Origin of the sequence: Streptomyces sp. HSW2009, from assembly GCF_040240285.1 — a bacterium.
GTDB lineage: Bacteria > Actinomycetota > Actinomycetes > Streptomycetales > Streptomycetaceae > Streptomyces.
This window is the reverse complement of record NZ_JBEHZD010000110.1, coordinates 1-17554: the sequence shown is the minus strand read 5'-3', so window position 1 is coordinate 17554 and position 17554 is coordinate 1. Positions and strand designations below refer to the sequence as shown.

Sequence of the window (17554 nt, the reverse complement as noted above, 5' to 3'; positions counted from 1 at the left end):
GGTGATTAACCCCCCGGTTGCCCCCCCCCGGGGGGGGCGAGGGCGGGTGCCGCTCCCTGGGCTCTACCTAGCAACCAACCAAGGCCCCCGGGGGCGGACGGCGCCGGGCGGGGGGCCGGAGGGGGGGCGGGCCCCCGGTGGCGCCTCGCCGGGAGGGAGCAGCGGTGTGCGCCGTCGCCGAAATTGGTCCGGAGCGGTGTCTTTCGTCCCTCCCGGTGTTGGGCCATCATGATCCGCCGTCAGCTATCGGCGGAGAGGACACCTCATGGCCAGACTCCGACCAGGGCACGGCGTACTGCGTCGCAAACCCATTGCGAACATCGAAGAGCCCGAGGGCGCCGCGAGCGAGCAGCTCAGCCGGAGCCTGGGTCTGTGGCAACTGACGGCGATCGGCGTCGGCGGCATCATCGGCGCCGGCATCTTCGCCTTGGCGGGCACCGTCGCCAATGGCACGGCCGGCCCGGCGGTCCTGATCTCGTTCCTGATCGCGGGCGTGGCGAGCGCTGCCGCGGCCTTCTCGTACGCGGAGTTCGCCGGGCTCATCCCGAAGGCGGGTTCGGCCTACACCTACGGCTATGCGGTGCTCGGCGAGTTGGTGGGCTGGTTCATCGGCTGGGACCTGCTCCTTGAGTACACGGCGATCATCGCGGTGGTCGCCATCGGCATCTCCGGCTACTTCTCCTTCCTGGTGGAGGAGATGGGGGCGGACCTACCGAACTGGATGCTCGGCGCGCCGGGCACCGGCGAGGGCCACAAGGTGGACCTGTTCGCACTGGTGCTGTGCCTGTTCGTGGCGTACCTGCTGAACCTCGGCATCAAGAGCGCGGCCCGCTTCGAGATGGTCGTCGTGGTGTTGAAGGTGCTGGTGGTGCTGCTGGTGATCGTGGTGGGCTTCTTCCACATCGATTCCGGCAACTACTCGCCGTTCTTCCCGTACGGGGTGGGGGGCGCGTTCACCGGTGCGGCCACGGTGTTCTTCGCCGTGTTCGGCTATGACGCGATGAGTACGGCGGCCGAGGAGTCGAAGGACTCGCAGCGGCACATGCCCAAGGCGATCCTCTACTCGCTGGGCATTTCGATGGTGCTCTACGTGCTGGCCTGCCTGGTCCTGACGGGCATGCAGAACTACACGGAGGTGGACAAGGAGAGCGGGTTCTCGACGGCCTTCAAGTCGGTGGGGCTCAGCGGCATCGCGGACGTGATCGCGGTGGGGGCGATCATCGGCATCCTCACCGTGATGTTCACCTTCATGCTCGGAGTGACGCGGGTGTGGTTCTCGATGAGCCGGGACGGGCTGCTGCCCAAGTGGTTCGCCAAGACGCACCCGACCCGGAAGGTGCCCACCCGGGTGACCTGGATCGTGGGCGTGGCGTCGGCGGGCATCGCCGGTTTCGTCAAGATCGGTGAGGCGGCCGAGCTCACCAACATCGGCATCCTGCTGGCCTTCACCGTCGTGTGCGTCGCGGTGATCTCCCTCCGGTACCGGCGTCCCGACCTGCCGCGCACCTTCCGCTGCCCGGGGATGCCGATCGTGCCGCTGATCGGGGTGGCCGCCTCCATCTGGCTGACCACCTATCTCCAGTGGCAGACCTGGGTGCGCTTCGCGGCGTGGTTCGCGCTGGGGCTGATCGTGTACTTCGGCTACTCCTACCGCCACTCCGAGATGGCGCGCTCGACGCCGACCCCGGCGGGCGGCGCGGGGCGCGGCGGGCCCGCGGGCGAGGGGCCGGGCGCGCCGCCCACCGGGGACTGACGGCACGCCGGCGGGGTCGCGGGACGGCGAGGTTGTCGGGGCAGCGAGCGTGTCGGGGCGGCGAGGGTGCAGGTCAGCCGCTCAGCGCCGCGGCCAGATAGCGGGCCGTGATGCTGTTCGGGGCGGCGGCGACCGTCTCCGGCGGGCCGGCCGCGACGATCTCGCCGCCCCGGTCGCCGCCGTACGGGCCGAGGTCGAGCACCCAGTCCGCGCCGGCGACGACGGCCATGTCGTGTTCCACCACGAAGACGGAGTTGCCCGCGTCGACCAGCCCGTGCAGTTGCCGTAGCAGCAGGTCGGTGTCGGCCGGGTGGAGTCCGGTGGTGGGCTCGTCGAGCAGGTACACGGTGTGGCCGCGGTGGGCGCGTTGGAGCTCGGTGGCGAGCTTGATGCGCTGGGCCTCGCCGCCGGAGAGTTCCGTTGCGGGCTGGCCGAGCCGCAGGTAGCCGAGGCCCACCTCGCGCAGTGCCCGCAGTCCGCGCCGGGCTGCGGGCACGTCGGCGAGGAAGTCGGCCGCGGCGTCCACGGTCAGTTCGAGTACGTCGGCGATGGTGGCGCCGCGGTAGGTGATCTCCAGCGTCTGCGGGTTGTACCGCGCCCCGTGGCAGTCGGAGCAGGGCGCGTACGTACCGGGGAGGAAGAGCAGTTCGACGGCGACGAACCCCTCGCCCTGGCAGGTCTCGCAGCGCCCGCCGGCGACGTTGAAGGAGAACCGTCCGGCGCGGTAGCCGCGGGCCCGGGCCTCGTCGGTGCCGGCGAAGACCTTGCGGACGGCGTCGAACAGGCCGGTGTAGGTGGCCAGGTTGGAGCGTGGCGTGCGGCCGATGGGGCGCTGGTCGACGCGGACCAGCCGGTCCACGGCCGCCAGGCCGTCGACCGTGGCGGGCAGGGGCGCGCCGTCGCGGCCTGTCGTACGGCCGTCGCCACTGGTATCAGCACTGGCGTCGGCACCAGCGCCGGCCCCGGCGCCGGCGGACCGTTCGCCGTCCGGCGCGTCGGGGTCGTCGCCGGCAGCGCCGAGGTGGTCGGCCAGCACCTCCGCGAGCACCTGGGTGATCAGGGTGGACTTGCCCGATCCGGAGACGCCGGTCACCGCAGTGAAGACGCCGAGCGGCAACTCGACGTCGAGGTCGCGCAGGTTGTGCCGCCGTACGCCGCGCAGCGTGAGCCAGCGCGCGGGCTGCCGGGGCGTGCGGGCCGGGACGCGCGGCGCGGTGGGGAAGAGGTAGTCGCGGGTGGCGGATGCGGGGACGTCGGCGAGGCCGGCGACCGGCCCGCTGTAGAGCACCTGGCCGCCGTGTTCGCCGGCGCGCGGGCCGACGTCCACCACCCAGTCGGCGCGGCGCACCACGTCCAGGTGGTGTTCGACGACGAAGAGCGAGTTCCCGGCCGCCTTGAGCCGGTCGAGCACGGTGAGCAGCGCGGCGCCGTCGGCGGGGTGCAGCCCGGCGGACGGCTCGTCCAGTACGTAGACGACGCCGAACAGGCCGGAGCGCAGTTGGGTGGCGAGCCGCAGCCGTTGGAGCTCGCCGGCCGAGAGGGTGGGGGTGGGGCGGTCCATGCTGAGGTAGCCGAGGCCGAGTTCGGTCAGCACCTCGATGCGGGCGACCAGGTCCCGGGAGAGGGTCGCGGCGACCTCGGCGGTGATGTCATCGGCCGGGTCGGGCGCGCGGTGGCTGGGAGGCGTGGGGCGGCCGGGATCGGCAGGGTCGGTCGGGTCGGCGGCCGGGGTCTCGCCCGGCGGGGTGGTCGCCTGGCGGAGGACCTCGGCCAGCCGGTCCAGCGGCAGGCCGGCGAGGTCGGCGATGGTGTGGCCGGCGAAGGTGACGGCCAGCGCCTCGGGCCGCAGCCGGCGCCCCTCGCACGTCGGGCAGTCCGCACTGACCAGGAACTGCCGCACCCGGCGACGGAGCGTCTCGCTCTTGGAGTCGGCGAAGGTGTGCAGCACATAGCGTTTGGCGCTCATGTACGTGCCCTGGTAGGGGCGTTGGATGCGGTTGGCGTCGCGGACCGGGTGCACGGTCACCACCGGCTGCTCGTCGGTGAACAGCATCCACGCGCGGTCGTCGGCGGGCAGTTCGCGCCAGGGCCGGTCGATGTCGTGGCCGAGGGCGGCCAGGATGTCGCGCAGGTTCTTGCCCTGCCAGGCGCCGGGCCAGGCGGCGATCGCGCCCTCCCTGATGCTCAGCCCGGGGTCGGGCACCAGGGACGCCTCGGTGACGTGGTGCACCCGGCCGAGCCCGTGGCAGGCGGGACAGGCGCCGGCCGCGGTGTTGGGCGAGAAGGCGTCGGAGTCCAGGCGTTCGGTGGTGCCTGGCGGATACTTGCCGGCCCGGGAGAAGAGCATGCGCAGCGAGTTCGACAGCGTGGTGACGGTGCCGACGGATGAGCGTCCGGTGGGCGCGGAACGGCGCTGCTCCAGGGCGACGGCCGGCGGCAACCCGGTGATCTCCGCCACCTTGGGCGCGCCGACCTGGTGGATGAGGCGCCTGGCGTACGGGGCGACGGACTCGAAGTAGCGGCGCTGCGCCTCGGCGTAGATGGTCGCGAAGGCCAGCGACGACTTGCCGGAGCCGGAGACGCCGGTGAAGACGACGAGGGCGTCCCGCGGAACGTCCACGTCAACACCACGGAGATTGTGCTCGCGGGCCCCGCGCACCCGCACGTACGAGTCGGTCATCCCTCCATGATCGCGCCCGCCCGGCGCGCGGTGACGTCGGGCTGCCGCCGACCGGGGGGCGCTGCTCGCCCGCGGGGGGTACGGGCTCGGCTGCGCGGGTGTGGGGGGCGGGCGCGGATGTGGCTCCGTGGGTACGGGTACGGCTCCGCCAATGCGACGGTACGGGGTCGGGGTCGTGCCGCGGGGTGGAGGGGCCGGCGTGGCCGGCTGCCCTAGCGGAGGCTGCCCAAGCCGGGGCTGCTCAAGCCGAGGGGCGGACAGGCAGGGGCCGGACAGGTCCGCGAGGCGTGCCCGACCCGGGGCGCAGCGGCCAGCGACCGGGGTGCTTCGCACGACGCGCGGCGCTCCGCACAACGCAGTGCGAGGAGCGGTGGCCGGCCGCCGAGGCCCAGCGCGTGGCAGCTGCGGAAAACTCCCGCGCCATCCCGTGCCGGGCCGCCCTACCCTGCAACCATGCCGCCCACGCCGATATCCGACGGCTTAGCCGCCGCGTCCGTGCAGACCTCCGGCCCCACCCCTTCGACCACGGACGCCGCGCTGGTGCCCGCCACGCTGCCCGTGGTCGCCGAGATGTCCAAGACCGCCTCCGGCCGCGCCTGGCTCGCGGGGCTGCCCGCGCTGATAGCGGAGTTCCAGGACCGTTGGGAGCTGCGGCTCGGGCCGCCGATCCACGGCGGTAGCTGTTCCTGGGTGGCCCCGGTGACGCTGCCGAGCGGCGGGCCCGCGGTGCTCAAGCTGACCTGGCCGCACCGCGAGGCCGCCGGTGAGGCGCAGGGGCTGCGCACCTGGGGCGGGGCGGGCGCGGTGCGGCTGCTGGCGGCCGACGCCGAGCGGTACGCCCTGCTGGTGGAGCGCTGTGAGCCGGGCACCGAACTGGGCGAGGCGGGCGACCTCGCCCCCGACGCCCGGCTGACGGCCGCGTCCGACCTGCTCAACGGCCTGTGGTCGGCGCCGCCGCCCGCGTCCGGGCTCGAACGGTTGGCTTCGGTCACCCGGGAGTGGGCGACGCTGGTGGAGCAGCGGATGGCACGGCTGGACCCCGGGTACGACCCGGGGCTGGTGGCGATCGGGGTGGACCTGCTCCGTACGCTGCCCGGGTCCGCCGGTCGCGAGGTCGTGGTGCACGGCGACTTCAACCCGGGCAACGTGCTGGCCAGCGGGCGCAGACCCTGGCTGGCCATCGACCCCAAGCCGATGGTGGGCGACCCCGGTTACGACCCGTGGCCGCTGCTGACCCAGTTGGACGAGCCCTTCGAGTACGCGGACCCGGCCCCGCTGCTGGCCCATCGGTACGCCCTGGTCGGCGACGCCGTGGGCGAGGACCCGCAGCGGCTGTTGGCCTGGTCGGTGGCGCGCACCGTGGAGAGCGCACTGTGGTTCGCGGCCATGGGCGAGATCGAGGACGGTGCGGAGGAGATGGCCCAGGCCACGGTGTTGGCCGGGCTCGCGGGACTGTGACGGCGGGCGCCGGGCGGTCCGGTCGGGGCGGGCCGCGGCCCTGTAGCGGCGGTGTCCGCCGTACGGGGCCGGCGCGGCGGCGACCGCAGCGGCGTGGCGCCGGCCTGACGCCGCCCACGGCCACGGTCGCGGCCACCGCTCACCGGGTCTTGGCCAACGCCCCCGCACCCGCGGAACCATCCGCCGCGGCGCCACCGCCCCCGGCAGCCGCCCCGGTGCCATCAGCACCTTCACCATCGACCCCCGCGCCCGCGTTCGCCACCGCGCCGCCGTCACCGGCGGCGTCACCGGCGCCGTCGTCGGCCTCGTCCGCGAACTGCGTGCGGTAGAGCTGCTCGTACCGGCCGTGCTGGGCCAGCAGTTCGGTGTGCGTTCCGCGCTCCACGACCCGGCCCGCCTCGATGACGAGGATCAGGTCGGCGGCCCTGACCGTGGCGAGCCGGTGGGCAATGACCACGGCGGTTCGGCCGTCCAGCGCCTCGGCCAGCGCCTCTTGGACGGCCGCCTCGGAGGTGGAGTCCAGGTGCGCGGTGGCCTCGTCGAGGATGACCACCTGGGGGCGGGCCAGCAGCAGCCGGGCGATGGTCAGGCGCTGGCGCTCGCCGCCGGAGAGCCGGTAGCCGCGTTCGCCGACGACGGTGTCGAGGCCGTCGGGCAGGGCGGCGATCAGCCCGTCGAGCCGGGCCCGGCGCAGGACCTCCCACAGTTCCTCGTCGCCGGCGCCCGGCCGGGCGAGGAGCAGGTTGGCGCGGATGGACTCGTGGAAGAGGTGGCCGTCCTGGGTGACCATGCCGATGGTCTCGCGTACCGAGTCGGCCGTCAGGTCACGCACGTCCACACCGCCCACCCGCACCGCCCCGGCGTCCGCGTCGTACAGCCGCGGCAGGAGTTGGGCGATGGTGGACTTGCCGGCGCCTGACGAGCCGACCAGGGCGACCATCTGGCCGGGCTCGGCCCGGAAGGAAACCTGGTGGAGCACCTGTTCGCCGCCGCGGCTGTCGAGCGTGGCGACCTCTTCGAGGGAGGCGAGGGAGACCTTGTCGGCAGCCGGGTAGCCGAAGTCGACGCGGTCGAACTCGACCGCGGCCGGGCCGGCGGGGAGCGTACGGGCGTCCGGCTTCTCGGCGATCAGCGGCTCCAGGTCGAGCACCTCGAAGACGCGCTCGAAGCTGACCATGGCGCTCATGATCTCCACCCGGGCGCTGGCCAGCGCGGGCAGCGGCGCGTACAGCCGGGTCAGCAGCAGGGCGAGGGCGCCGACCGCGCCGGGGTCGAGCGAGCCGCGCAGCGCGTAGTAGCCGCCGCGCCCGTACACCAGGGCGAGCGCCAGCGCCGAGACCGTGGTCAGGGCGGTCATGAACACCGTCTGCACCATGGCGCTGCGCACCCCGATGTCCCGCACCCGCGCGGCCCTGGCGGCGAACTCGGCCGACTCGTCCGCCGGCCGCCCGAAGAGCTTGACGAGCGTGGCGCCGGGGGCCGAGAACCGCTCGGTCATCTGGGTGCTCATCGCCGCGTTGTGGGCCGCGCCCTCCCGCTGGAGCCGGGCCAGCCGGGCGCCCATCCGCCGGGCGGGCAGCACGAAGATCGGCAGCAGGACCAGCGCGAGCACGGTGATCTGCCAGGACAGGCTGAGCATCACGGCGAGCGTCAGGAGCAGCGTCACCACGTTGCTGACCACGCCGGAGAGGGTGTCGCTGAAGGCCCGTTGGGCGCCGATCACGTCGTTGTTGAGCCTGCTCACCAGGGCGCCGGTGCGGGTGCGGGTGAAGAAGGCGACCGGGAGCCGCTGTACGTGGTCGTACACGGCGCGGCGCAGGTCGAAGATGAGTCCTTCGCCGATGCGCGCCGAGAACCAGCGCTGGGTGAGGCCGAGCCCGGCCGCGGCCACCGCGATGACGGCGATCAGTACGGCGAGGGTGACCACGTGGCCCACCGCGGCGCCGTCCACGATGGCGTTGACGACCCGCCCGGCGACCACGGGCGTGGCGACCGCGAGCGCCGCGGTGACGACGCTGAGCACCAGGAAGGTGACGAGCAGGGGGCGGTGCGGGCGGGCGAAGCGCACGATCCGGCCGAGCGCCGCCCGGGAGAACGGGCGCTTGTCGTTCTTCGCGTTCATCGCGTGGTGCAGCGATGTCCAGGCGGTGACTTCCATGTCCACGGGGACTCCTCGGTGGGCGGCGGGCCGCCTGACCGGCGGTTGACCACGAAGGTAGGACTTCAACAAATGTTTAAGTCAACTCTCCGGGCGAGCCGCGCCGCTCCCCCGCACGCTGCGCCACCGCGCGCCGAACGCCGTTCCGCCGTACGGGCGAGCGTGCCTTCGCGTCGGCGAGCCGGTCGCCGTCAGCCGGCCCGGCGGGGCCGCGGTCCGGTGTCGGCGATCCTGGTCGCCGTCCCCTCCGGGGTGAACGCGCGCGGGAAGGTGAAGGCGTAGGGCGCGGGGCCGTACGCGTGCAGGTGCTCAAGCCGGGACACCCCGGCCCGCCAGGTGGGCGTCGCGCCGTCGGGGACCCACCAGAACGCGTACCCCGGGTGCGCCGCCCGCTCGAACCAGTCCTGACGCCTGTTCAGCGCCGCCCGGTGCAGACCGGTGTAAACGGCGTCGAAGGCGGAGCGCGGGTCGGTCCAGAGCGAGAGGGAAGCGGCCATGGCGAGGGTCTCCACCGTGCGGCCCCCGTCGTACCAGGCCGGTACGGCGAACTCGCCCCACGCGCCCCAGTCCAACTCGAAGTGCGTGCCCTCGCCGGCTACGGCCTCCGCGTGGGCGAGATATCCGGGGTGCTGCCCGATCGTCCGGTAGATGGCCTCGCCGTGGTCGTGGAACTCACGCGTGAGCGGCGCCGGATCGGCGAGCCGCGACTTCAAGACGCCGAAGGTGTACAGAGCGAGCTGGGGCATGCGTCTCTCCCTGGTGGGGGGGTGGCTGGCGGGGGCCAGGTTCGGCGGCGTACGCAAGGGGGGCGGGGCCCCGTGGGCGCGGCCGAGCCGCCCGTCGCGGATGACTCAGCCAGCAGGAACCCCCGTACGGCTGTTCCCGGCCGCCGAAGACGAGGTGAAGGTAGCCGCCTCCGCGCCCCCTGTCGAAGTTGCGCCGCCGCCTCCGAAGTGGCTTCCTCACCACGCCCTTGCAGGGGTCGGGGAAGGCACAGGTGGGTGCGTCGTCCGTGGTCAGGGGCGCGGGGCCGACACGCGGCCGGCTGGCGCCGCGGGTGCCGGCGCGAGCAGCGCGGCCGTACGGGGATGCTGTGGGGCCGTGCGCAGCAGGTCGGCCGGGCCGCACTCCACCAACTCGCCGGCGTCGAGCACGGCGATCCGGTCGGCGACCGCGGCCGTGTCCTGGTCGTGCGTGATGAGGACCAGCGCGAGGTCACCGCGGTCGCGGGCCAGGCCGACCAGGAGGTCGAGGACCGCGCGCCGGGTGACCGGATCGAGGCCGGCGGTGAGCTCGTCGCAGAGCAACACCCGCGGCCGGGCCAGCAGCGCGCGGGCCAGGGCGGCCCGGTGCAGCTCGCCGCCGGACAGCCCGGCCGGCCGGCGGGCCACCAGGTCGCCCGCGAGGCCGGTCTCGGCGAGCAGCGCGCGGGCCTGTGCGCGCGCCGTACCGGCCGCGGTGCCGTGCAGCCGCACCGCCGTGCGCGCCACCTGGTCGAGCACCGGCCGGTACGGGTCGAAGGCGGCCCGCGCGTCCTGGAAGACGTACTGCACGGCGGCGAGCTCGGCCCGGGACCGGTCGCGCAGGCTGCGCGGCAGCGGCCGGCCGGCGAGCAGCACCTCGCCCGTGGCGTCCCGGTGCAGCCCGGCCAGGCAGCGGGCCAGGGTGGTCTTGCCGCTGCCGGAACGGCCCACCACCGCCAGGCACTCACCGGGCACGACGGTGAGTTCGACGTCGCGCAGGACGGGGGTGCCGGTGCGGCCGGTGCCGTTGGGGTGGCTGGTCGCGCGGTGGTGGGCGGTGAGTCCGCGTACGGACAGTCCCTCGGCCGTCGCCCGGGGAGCGGGGCGCGGCGGGTGCGGGGCCGTGCTGGCGGCTGCGTCGTTGGGGCCGCTCCCCGTCGGCGGTGGAGTGCTGGTCGCTCGGCCGGCCGGAAGCGCCGCGGCTGCCTGCCGCGATGGATCGGGTCGAAGGGGTGGTGCGGGCGGGGCCGCGGCCAGCAGCTCCTTGGTCCAGGGGTGCTGCGGGTGGGCCAGGGCCGGCCCGGCGGGGCCGCCGTCGACGATGCGACCGGCGTGCATCACCCAGACCTCGTCGGCGAGTTCGCGCACCACCTCCAGGTCGTGGCTGAGCAGGACGAGTGCGATGCCGCGACGCCGCAGGGCGGCGAGCTCGCCTACCACCTGGCGCTTGGTCAGCGCGTCCAGGCCCGGGGTGGGTTCGTCGGCCACGATGACGCGGGCGCCGAGCAGCAGCGCCTGGGCGAGTACGACGCGCTGCTGCTGCCCGCCGGAGAGCTGGTGCGGGTAGCGGCGCACCAGCTCGGCTCCGTCGGCGAGTTGAGCTGCCGTCAGGGCGCTGAGCACCCGGCCGCGGGCGGCGGCGCGGCGCTCCCGGCGCGGCAGGTGGCGTACCTGGCGGCGGGCGATGTCGCCGAGCAGGGCGCCCACCCGGCGGGCCGGGTTGAGCACGGCCGCGGGGTGCTGCGGCACGTGGCCGGCGCGCCCGTCGGCCACGCGTACCTCGCCGGTGACCGTGGCCCCGGCCGGGAACCTGCCGATGAGGGCAAGCCCGGTACTGGTCTTGCCGCTGCCTGATGCCCCCACGAGCGCGGTCACCCGACCGGGCCCGACCCGCAGGTCCACCCCGGCCACGATGGCCCGACCCGCCACCTCGATGCGCAGGTCCCGCACGTCGACGACGTTCTCCACGAGCGCGCTCATCGGTCTGGCTCCTCTGGTCGGGGGTGGGGTTCCGGTGGGGGCTGGGTGGCGGGTTGAGGCTGGGTGTCGGGTTGGGGCCGGGTGCCTGGTTGAGGCTGGATGCCCGACCGGGGCCGGATGTCTGGCCGGGGCTGGGCGTCGGATGGGGGCCGGCTGTCGGATGGGGACAGGGTGTCGGGTCGGGGCCGGACGTCCGGTCGGGGCTGGGCGCCGCGCTCCGTACGGGGTGTCAGGGCCGCGTCGAACAGCAGGTTGGTGCCCATCGAGAGCGCCACGATCAGCAGCGCCGGCAGCACCACGGCCCAGGGTTGGAGGAAGAGGCCGGGGCGGTTGCGGTCGACCATGACGGCCCAGTCCGCGGCGTCGGGTTCGACTCCCACGCCGAGAAAGGCGGCGGTGGCCACCAGGTACAGCACGCCCGTCAGCCGTACGCCGGCGTCCGCGACGAGGGTGCGGCGGGTGGCGCGACCGACGTACCCGACCGCGATCCGCCACCAGCCCTCGCCCTGCATCCGCAGCGCCTCCACCGCCGGGCGCGAGGCCGCCTCGGCCGCCGTCGCCCGCACCATGCGCGCCGCATCGGGCAAGTTGACCAGTGCCACCAACAGGACCAGGCCGAGCGCGCCCGGCTGGTAGAGGGCGGCGACCAGCAGGACGAGCAGCAGCGAGGGGACGGCGAGCAGTACGTCCAGCGGGCGCATCAGCGCCTCCTCCAGCCATCTGCGGTGGGTCAGCGCCGCGGTGAGACCGAGCGGCAGGGCGAGCGCGTAGGTGAGGACGGTCGCGGCCAGTACGACCAGGACCACCGACTGCCCGCCGACGAGCACCTGGTGCCACACGTCGCGGCCGACGAAGTCGGTGCCCAGGCCGTACGGGCCGCCGGCGCTGAAGGAGACGCCCCGCCGCCCCGCGTCGCCCGCGAGCCAGGGTCCGAGCAGCGCGATCAGCAGCGGCGGGGCGATGAGGAGCAGCCCGAGCAGGAAGGGACCGCCGGGCGGTCGGCGGCGCACACGGGCCTGGCCCGAGGTGACCGCGCCCCGCGGCCGACCGGGAGGCAGCGCCGACGACGCATCGGGGGGAGCCGTCGGCGTACCGGAGGGGGCCGAGGGCGTATCAGAGGGGGTGGCTGGCCTTCCGGACGAGGTCGTGGGCGTACCGAAGGGGCCCACCGGCGTACCAGCCGAAGCCGTCGGCTCGGTCATGCGATCACCTCGGCCCGGGGTGCGAAGCGGTGCGCGACCAGGTCGGCGGCGAGGTTGAGCAGCACGGCGAGCACCCCGAAGACCACCGCGAGCCCCTGCACCACCGGCACGTCGCGGGCCGCGACCGCCTCCATGAGCACCGTGCCAAGGCCCGGGATGACGAACAGCGCCTCGACGACGATGACGCCGCACAGCAACCAGTCAACGGTACGGGCAAGTTGCTGGGCCGCCGGCGCCACGGCGTTGGGCAGCGCATGGGCGAAGCACACCCGCAGCCCGCTCACGCCGTACCTGCGGGCCTGGTCGGCGTACGGGGCGGCGAGCGCGTCGATCATGCCGGCGCGGACCAGTCGGCTGATGGAGCAGACCGGCCGGCAGAGCAGTACCGCGACCGGCAGCACCAGGGCCGCGGGGTGGGCCAGCAGGTCGTCCCCGTAGCCGACCGCGGTGGGCGGCAGCCAGTCCAGGCGCAGGGCGAAGACGGTGACCAGCAGCACGCCGAGGGCGAATTCGGGCACCGCGTACACGCCGAGCGTCACCGCGGTGATCAGCCGGTCGAGCGCCCCGCCGGCGTGTCGGGCGGCCAGTACGCCGAGCCCGACCGCGAGCGGCACCAGCAGCGTGACCGTGAGCGCGGCCAGCAGCAGGGTGGGGCCGAAACCGGCGGTGAGGTAGTCGGCGACGGGTCGGCCGGAGGCCAGCGAGGTCCCGAAGTCGCCGCGGCACAGCCCGCCGACCCAGTCGGCGAACCGGGCCGCCGCTGGCCGGTCCAGGTCCAACGCGGCGCGCAGTTGCGCGATGCGCTCGGGATCGGGCTGGTCGCCGGCGAGCGCGACGGCGGCGTCCCCCGGCAGCGCCTCGGTGAGCGCGAAGACCAGCAGCACCACGGCCGCGGTCTGGGCGAGGCCGAGCAGCAGGCGCCGGGCCAGCCAGGAGCGGAGCGGGGTCATCGCAGCCACACCCGGTCGAACCTGGCCCAGTCCACGGTGTTGGCGGGCGCGTCGGACCGCACGCCGGCGACGTTGCGGGCGGTGCCGACGATCCAGTCGGCGAAGCCCCACACCAGGAAGCCGCCGTCGGCGTGCAGCCGGCGCTGCATGCGCCGGTAGAGCGCGGCCCGGTCCTGCGGGTCGGCGGTGGACTGGGCCTGCCGGTACAGCGCGTCGAAGTCGCGGTGGCGCCAGTGGGTGGCGTTGGTGGTGGAGTCGGTGAGCAGCCGCTGGGAGAGGTGCGACTCGATGGGCATGGCGCCCGAGCGGTAGCAGCACAGGGTGCCGGAGTCGAGCACGTCGCTCCAGTAGCTGTCCTTGCTGCCCGTCCTGACGTCGATGCGCACGCCCGCCTTGGCCGCCTGGTCCCGGAAGATGCCGGCGGCCTCGGTGAACCCGGCGGCGACCGCGGAGGTGTCCAGGGTGACGCGGAGGTCATCGGCCCCGGCCTGCCGCAGCAGGTGGCGTGCCAGGTCCAGGTCCTGGGTGCGCTGCGGCAGGTCGGCCGCGTAGTACTGGTAGCCCTTGCCGAACAGGTCGTTGCCGATCTCGCCGGCCCCCGACAGGGCGCCGTCGACCAGTTCGCGCCGGTCGGCGATGTGGAAGAACGCCTGCCGCACCCGCGGGTCGTCAAACGGTGGCCGGTCGGTCTTCATGGCCAGGGCCTGCATGGCGCTGTTGCGCAGCCGTACGACGTCGATCTGGCCGCGCCCCTCGTGGTCGCGCGCGGTGGCCGGGCTCAGTTCGTGCGCGTACTCGACCTGCCCGCCGAGCAGCGCGTTCAGCCGGGCGGACTCCTCGCCCGCGATGACGAACTGCACCTCGTCCAGGTGCGGCGGGCCGTCCCAGTAGTCGTCGAAGCGGCGGACGGTGCACGAACGCCCGGGGGTGAAGGAGACGAATCTGAAGGGCCCGGAGCCGATGGGACGCTCGAAGCGGTCGCTGTCGCGGGGCACGATGTACGCGCCGAACGCGGCCAGCACGTTGGGGAATTCGGCGGTGGGCCGCCGCAGCCTGAACTCGATGGTGCGCGCGTCCACGGCACGGCTGGCGGCCAGATCGATCGGTTCGAGCGAAGCCCTGGCCCGGAAGGTGCGCCGCGGGTCGGCGATGCGGCGGTAGCTGTAGAGCACGTCATCGGCGGTGACGGGGCTGCCGTCGTGGACGGTGGCGCGGCGCAGGGTGACCCGCCACCGGGCGAGCCGGGGCGCCGGTTCCCCGCCGGAGGCGAGGCGGGGGGTTGCCGACATGTCGGCCGCGCAGTCGGCGAGCTTGTCGAAGAGGGCCTTGGCGCGGGCCACGTCGGCGAACAGGTTGCTGCGGTGCGGGTCGAGGGTCTCGGCCGCGCCCCCACCGGCGAACGCGGCCCGCAGCCGCCCACCGCGCCGCGGCGTGCCTGCACCACCGGTGGGCGCGGCCCGCTCCCCCGATCCACACCCTGCGAGGGCGAACGCACCCACCCCGGCCGCGGCGCTGGCAACCAGGAAGCCGCGGCGCCGCAGGGTGGGAAAGGCGCGGTCGGGTGGCGCCGCGGCTGTGGAGTGCGGGTGGCTCACCATCTCTGCCGTCTCTGTTCTCTCCCTTACCGCCGTCTCGGGCTGAGGCTTGGGCTCATGCTGGGGCTCGATCGGGGGCTGAGGCTGGGACTGGGTCACGGGGACTCCTGGTACGAGGTGGGTGTGATGTACGTACGGGTGTGATGTGGGGGTGGGTGGGATGTGGGGGTGGCCCGGGTGCCACGACAGGGGTGCGGGAGTACGCCGCGTACGAGCGGTGGGGCCGGGGTACGGGAGGGGACGGCGTACGGCCAAGGGGGCGCGGGGCCCGGAAGCAGATCCGGAGCCGAGGCCAGGCCCTGGGCAGAACCGGGCCAGCGGTCCCGGAGAGGGCGTCAACTACCGCTCATACGGGGCACGTTCGGCAACCAGATGCAACCGGTCACCGTCCGCGGTGCCGCGCGGCGGCGGCGCGTCCTCGCTCCAGGCGGGTTCGGTCCGCGGTCCTGGACCGTCGTGGAGTTCGTGGACCCGGAAGCCGTGGCTGGCCAGCAGATGCCGCAACTCCTGCGGAAAGAGCAGCCGCCAGGCCGAATGCTGTTCGACGGGGTCGGAGCCGTCGTCGAACGTCCACACCCGACGCCTGCGCAGCAGTTGCCCGGCCCGGTCGAGCCTGAGCGTGGTGGTGGCCGAGTAGCTGACGCCCTGCCAGTCGAATCGGGTGTGCCCCGGGGTGTCGAGGAGTTCGGTGTTGCCCAGGAAGAACGCCCCGTTCCGCAGTTCGGCCAGGAGCAGCCCGCCGGGGGCCAGCGCACGCCGGCAGGAGGCGAGCAACCCATCGAGGTCGGCCCCGGTGTGGCAGTACAACAGGGCGCTGTCCAGACAGGTGATGGCGTCGAAAACGCCCCGACCGAAGTCGAATCCGCGCAGGTCAGCGGTGACGTAGCGGGGTCCGGGATGGTGCCGCTGCGCGTAGTGGAGCATCGCGGGCGACAGGTCGGCGGCCACCACCCGGCGCCCGGCCGCCTGGAGGTGGGCCGCGTCCCTGCCGGTGCCACACCCGAGGTCGAGCACGCGCGGCCCGGCCCCGTGCGCGCGCAGCGTCGCCTCCGCCCAGCGCCCCGCGAGCCGCCCCGGATCGGGGAAGCGCGCCTCGTACAGGGCCGGCTGGTCGGTGAGCAGGTTGCCGCTGGTGCGCGGTGTGGTGTGCGCGGTCGTGACAGCGGCGGCTCCGGGGCCCGCGGCCTGTGGGGGCGCCGTCGCGGCGGACGGGGCCGCGGGGTCCGCGGCGGGGCCGGTCCGTTGAACAGGGGGCGGTGCGGTGGGTCGACGGGGCGGGACGGTGGGGCGGTCGATCATCGCCGTGCTCCCTTCGGATCGCCTTGGCGGGCGTCGTGGCGTTGGCCGTACGTTTCGCCGTGGGATTCACCGCGGGATTCACCGTCGCGTTCGCCGTGAAGGGCGTCGGTGGGCTGGTGCGGTACGGAGCCAGCCGATGCCGAGTCCACCGTCTGCCGTTCCGGGAGTTCCGGGAGTTCCCGCGGCTTGGGCGGCTCGGGCGGCTCGGGTGGTTCGGGCGGCCCCGAACGCCGCTGCCGTTCCGGCGCGCCCCCGGTCACGGGCAGCGCACCCGACCGGTAGAGCCAACCCACCGCCGCGGCCGATGCCAGGCCGATCCCCGCGCAGCAGGCCCACGGCAGCCAGGGGGTGCCGTGCCGACCGCCCGCGTCCATCGCCCAGCCGACGGCCGCGTTGCCCAGTGCCGCCGCGATGCCGGAGACCACGTAGAAGACGCCGAAGTAGGTGCCGGTCAGCCGGGCGTGGCCGAACCGCGGGATCAGCTCCATCACGAACGGCTGGGCCACCATCGTCCCCAGCGCCAGCAGCAACGCCCCGGCCAGCAGCGGCAGCAGGGCGAGCGCCGCCCCAGCCGGGCCGTCCGGTGGCGCCGCGCCGCTGACCGCCAGCGGCGGCAGGAACGCCAGCCCCATCAGGGCCACCCCGCAGCCGATCCACCGGGCCCGTGCGCCGCGCTGGCCGAGTCGGGCGGTGATGCGCAGTTGGAGGACGAGGCTGGCGATCGTGCCGACGAGGAAGACCAGGCCGGCCGCGCCGTCCCAGCCGCTGGCCCGGCGGGCCCCGGCGGGAAGCAGCAGGTAGAGCTGGTTCTCCAGCGTGAACATGCCGACCATGGCGAGCGAGAAGGCGAGGAAGGCCCGGTTGCCGACCGCCTCGCGCCAGTCGCCGAGCACGCTGCCGGGCGCCGGTGGCACCGCGCGGGCGGGCAGGACAAGCGCCTGCGCGAGGGTCAGCAGCGCGAAGACGGCGGCGGCGGTCAGGGCCGCCGCCCGGAAGTCGATGAGCAACAGGGCGCTGCCGAGCACCGGCCCGACCAGGGCCCCGGTGGTGGCGAACACGTTGAACAGGGCGAACGCCTCCGCCTTGCGCTCACCCGCCTCCTGTGCCAAATAGGCGCGTACGGCGGGGTTGAACAACGCCCCGGCCACCCCGCTCAGCACGGACGCGGCCAGCAGCACGGCCAGCCCGTCGCCGAGCGCGAAGAGGGCGAACCCCACGGTGCGCAGCGCACAGCCGGCGATGATCACGCCGCGGGCGCCGAGCCGGTCGGCCGCCGACCCGCCGACGATGAAGAGCCCCTGCTGGCTGAGGTTGCGCACGCCGAGCACGATGCCGACCACCGCGGCCGACATGCCGAGGTCGGTGCTCAGGTGTGTGGCGAGGTAGGGGATGAGCAGGTAGAAGCCGGTGTTCACACCGAACTGGTTGACCAACAGGAGACGGCTGGCGAGCGGGAAGCCGCGTATCTCTCGCCATATGTGCACGGGTTGCTCACGTCCTCGGTACGGGGATGGGGTGGGTCGGCGGGCGGTTGCGGGCCCGCGGGGGGCGACGCGGGGGCTCGACGCGGCCGGGGCCGTGGGCGCTCCGGGGCCGGGCGCGGTGGCGTGGCGGGGGGGGCCCCCCCGCGCCCGCCCCCCGGGCGCGCCCGGCCGGCCCCCCGGGCCCGCGGCCGCCCCCCCCCCCCGCCCGGGGGGGGGCCCGGGGGGGGGGCCCCGCCCCCCCCCGCCGGCCGG

Annotated in this window: 9 protein-coding genes and 2 pseudogenes; 2 read left to right on the top strand and 9 right to left on the bottom strand. The window is 74.5% G+C overall.

The window, feature by feature from the left end; all coding sequences use genetic code 11:
- The first annotated feature begins 265 nt into the window (after positions 1–265).
- Positions 266–1753 carry an amino acid permease gene (locus tag AAHZ94_RS11470; RefSeq protein ID WP_349992703.1) on the top strand — a complete coding sequence of 496 codons (1488 nt, stop codon included), beginning with the start codon at positions 266–268 and terminating at the stop codon, positions 1751–1753.
- Between the two features lie 73 nt (positions 1754–1826).
- On the opposite strand, the gene AAHZ94_RS11465 is transcribed toward AAHZ94_RS11470, so the two are convergent.
- A complete protein-coding gene (locus AAHZ94_RS11465; RefSeq protein WP_349992701.1) occupies positions 1827–4433 on the bottom strand; it encodes an excinuclease ABC subunit UvrA in 2607 nt (868 codons plus the stop codon).
- A gap of 453 nt (positions 4434–4886) precedes the next feature.
- Between AAHZ94_RS11465 and AAHZ94_RS11460 the strand changes: the two genes are divergently transcribed.
- Positions 4887–5891 carry an aminoglycoside phosphotransferase family protein gene (locus AAHZ94_RS11460; RefSeq protein WP_349992699.1) on the top strand — a complete coding sequence of 335 codons (1005 nt, stop codon included), beginning with the start codon at positions 4887–4889 and terminating at the stop codon, positions 5889–5891.
- A 139-nt stretch (positions 5892–6030) separates the two neighbouring features.
- Here AAHZ94_RS11460 and AAHZ94_RS11455 read toward each other — a convergent pair whose 3' ends face one another.
- The 8 genes and pseudogenes from AAHZ94_RS11455 to AAHZ94_RS11420 all read right to left on the bottom strand — a co-directional run.
- The gene (locus tag AAHZ94_RS11455; protein WP_349992698.1) at positions 6031–8055 is read right to left on the bottom strand and encodes an ABC transporter ATP-binding protein; all 2025 of its coding nucleotides are present in this window, start codon (positions 8053–8055) and stop codon (positions 6031–6033) included.
- A gap of 185 nt (positions 8056–8240) precedes the next feature.
- Positions 8241–8795 carry a DUF3291 domain-containing protein gene (locus tag AAHZ94_RS11450; protein ID WP_349992696.1) on the bottom strand — a complete coding sequence of 185 codons (555 nt, stop codon included), beginning with the start codon at positions 8793–8795 and terminating at the stop codon, positions 8241–8243.
- A gap of 270 nt (positions 8796–9065) precedes the next feature.
- On the bottom strand, positions 9066–10772 hold the full coding sequence (locus AAHZ94_RS11445) for an ABC transporter ATP-binding protein (RefSeq protein WP_349992695.1): 1707 nt from the start codon (positions 10770–10772) through the stop codon (positions 9066–9068).
- Positions 10773–10978: 206 nt separating this feature from the next.
- Positions 10979–11782, bottom strand: a pseudogene (locus AAHZ94_RS11440) (ABC transporter permease subunit); the annotation flags it as partial.
- Positions 11783–11970: 188 nt separating this feature from the next.
- Positions 11971–12924: an ABC transporter permease gene (locus AAHZ94_RS11435; RefSeq protein ID WP_349992693.1), complete on the bottom strand. Its 954-nt coding sequence runs from the start codon at positions 12922–12924 to the stop codon at positions 11971–11973.
- Entirely contained in the window at positions 12921–14522 is a 1602-nt protein-coding gene (locus AAHZ94_RS11430; protein WP_349992692.1) for an ABC transporter substrate-binding protein, read from the bottom strand. Before AAHZ94_RS11430 ends, AAHZ94_RS11435 begins: the two co-directional genes overlap by 4 nt.
- 336 nt (positions 14523–14858) lie before the next feature.
- A complete protein-coding gene (locus tag AAHZ94_RS11425; RefSeq protein ID WP_349992691.1) occupies positions 14859–15818 on the bottom strand; it encodes a class I SAM-dependent DNA methyltransferase in 960 nt (319 codons plus the stop codon).
- Positions 15819–16075: 257 nt separating this feature from the next.
- Positions 16076–17302, bottom strand: a pseudogene (locus tag AAHZ94_RS11420) (MFS transporter); the annotation flags it as partial.
- Between the last annotated feature and the right edge of the window lie 252 nt (positions 17303–17554).

Coding starts and splice junctions, on each gene's coding strand:
- AAHZ94_RS11435 (WP_349992693.1), bottom strand. CDS start 12,924: ATGACCCCGCTCCGCTCCTGGCTGGCCCGGCGCCTGCTGCTCGGCCTC.
- AAHZ94_RS11430 (WP_349992692.1), bottom strand. CDS start 14,522: ATGGTGAGCCACCCGCACTCCACAGCCGCGGCGCCACCCGACCGCGCC.
- AAHZ94_RS11470 (WP_349992703.1), top strand. CDS start 266: ATGGCCAGACTCCGACCAGGGCACGGCGTACTGCGTCGCAAACCCATT.
- AAHZ94_RS11460 (WP_349992699.1), top strand. CDS start 4,887: ATGCCGCCCACGCCGATATCCGACGGCTTAGCCGCCGCGTCCGTGCAG.
- AAHZ94_RS11425 (WP_349992691.1), bottom strand. CDS start 15,818: ATGATCGACCGCCCCACCGTCCCGCCCCGTCGACCCACCGCACCGCCC.
- AAHZ94_RS11465 (WP_349992701.1), bottom strand. CDS start 4,433: ATGACCGACTCGTACGTGCGGGTGCGCGGGGCCCGCGAGCACAATCTC.
- AAHZ94_RS11450 (WP_349992696.1), bottom strand. CDS start 8,795: ATGCCCCAGCTCGCTCTGTACACCTTCGGCGTCTTGAAGTCGCGGCTC.
- AAHZ94_RS11445 (WP_349992695.1), bottom strand. CDS start 10,772: ATGAGCGCGCTCGTGGAGAACGTCGTCGACGTGCGGGACCTGCGCATC.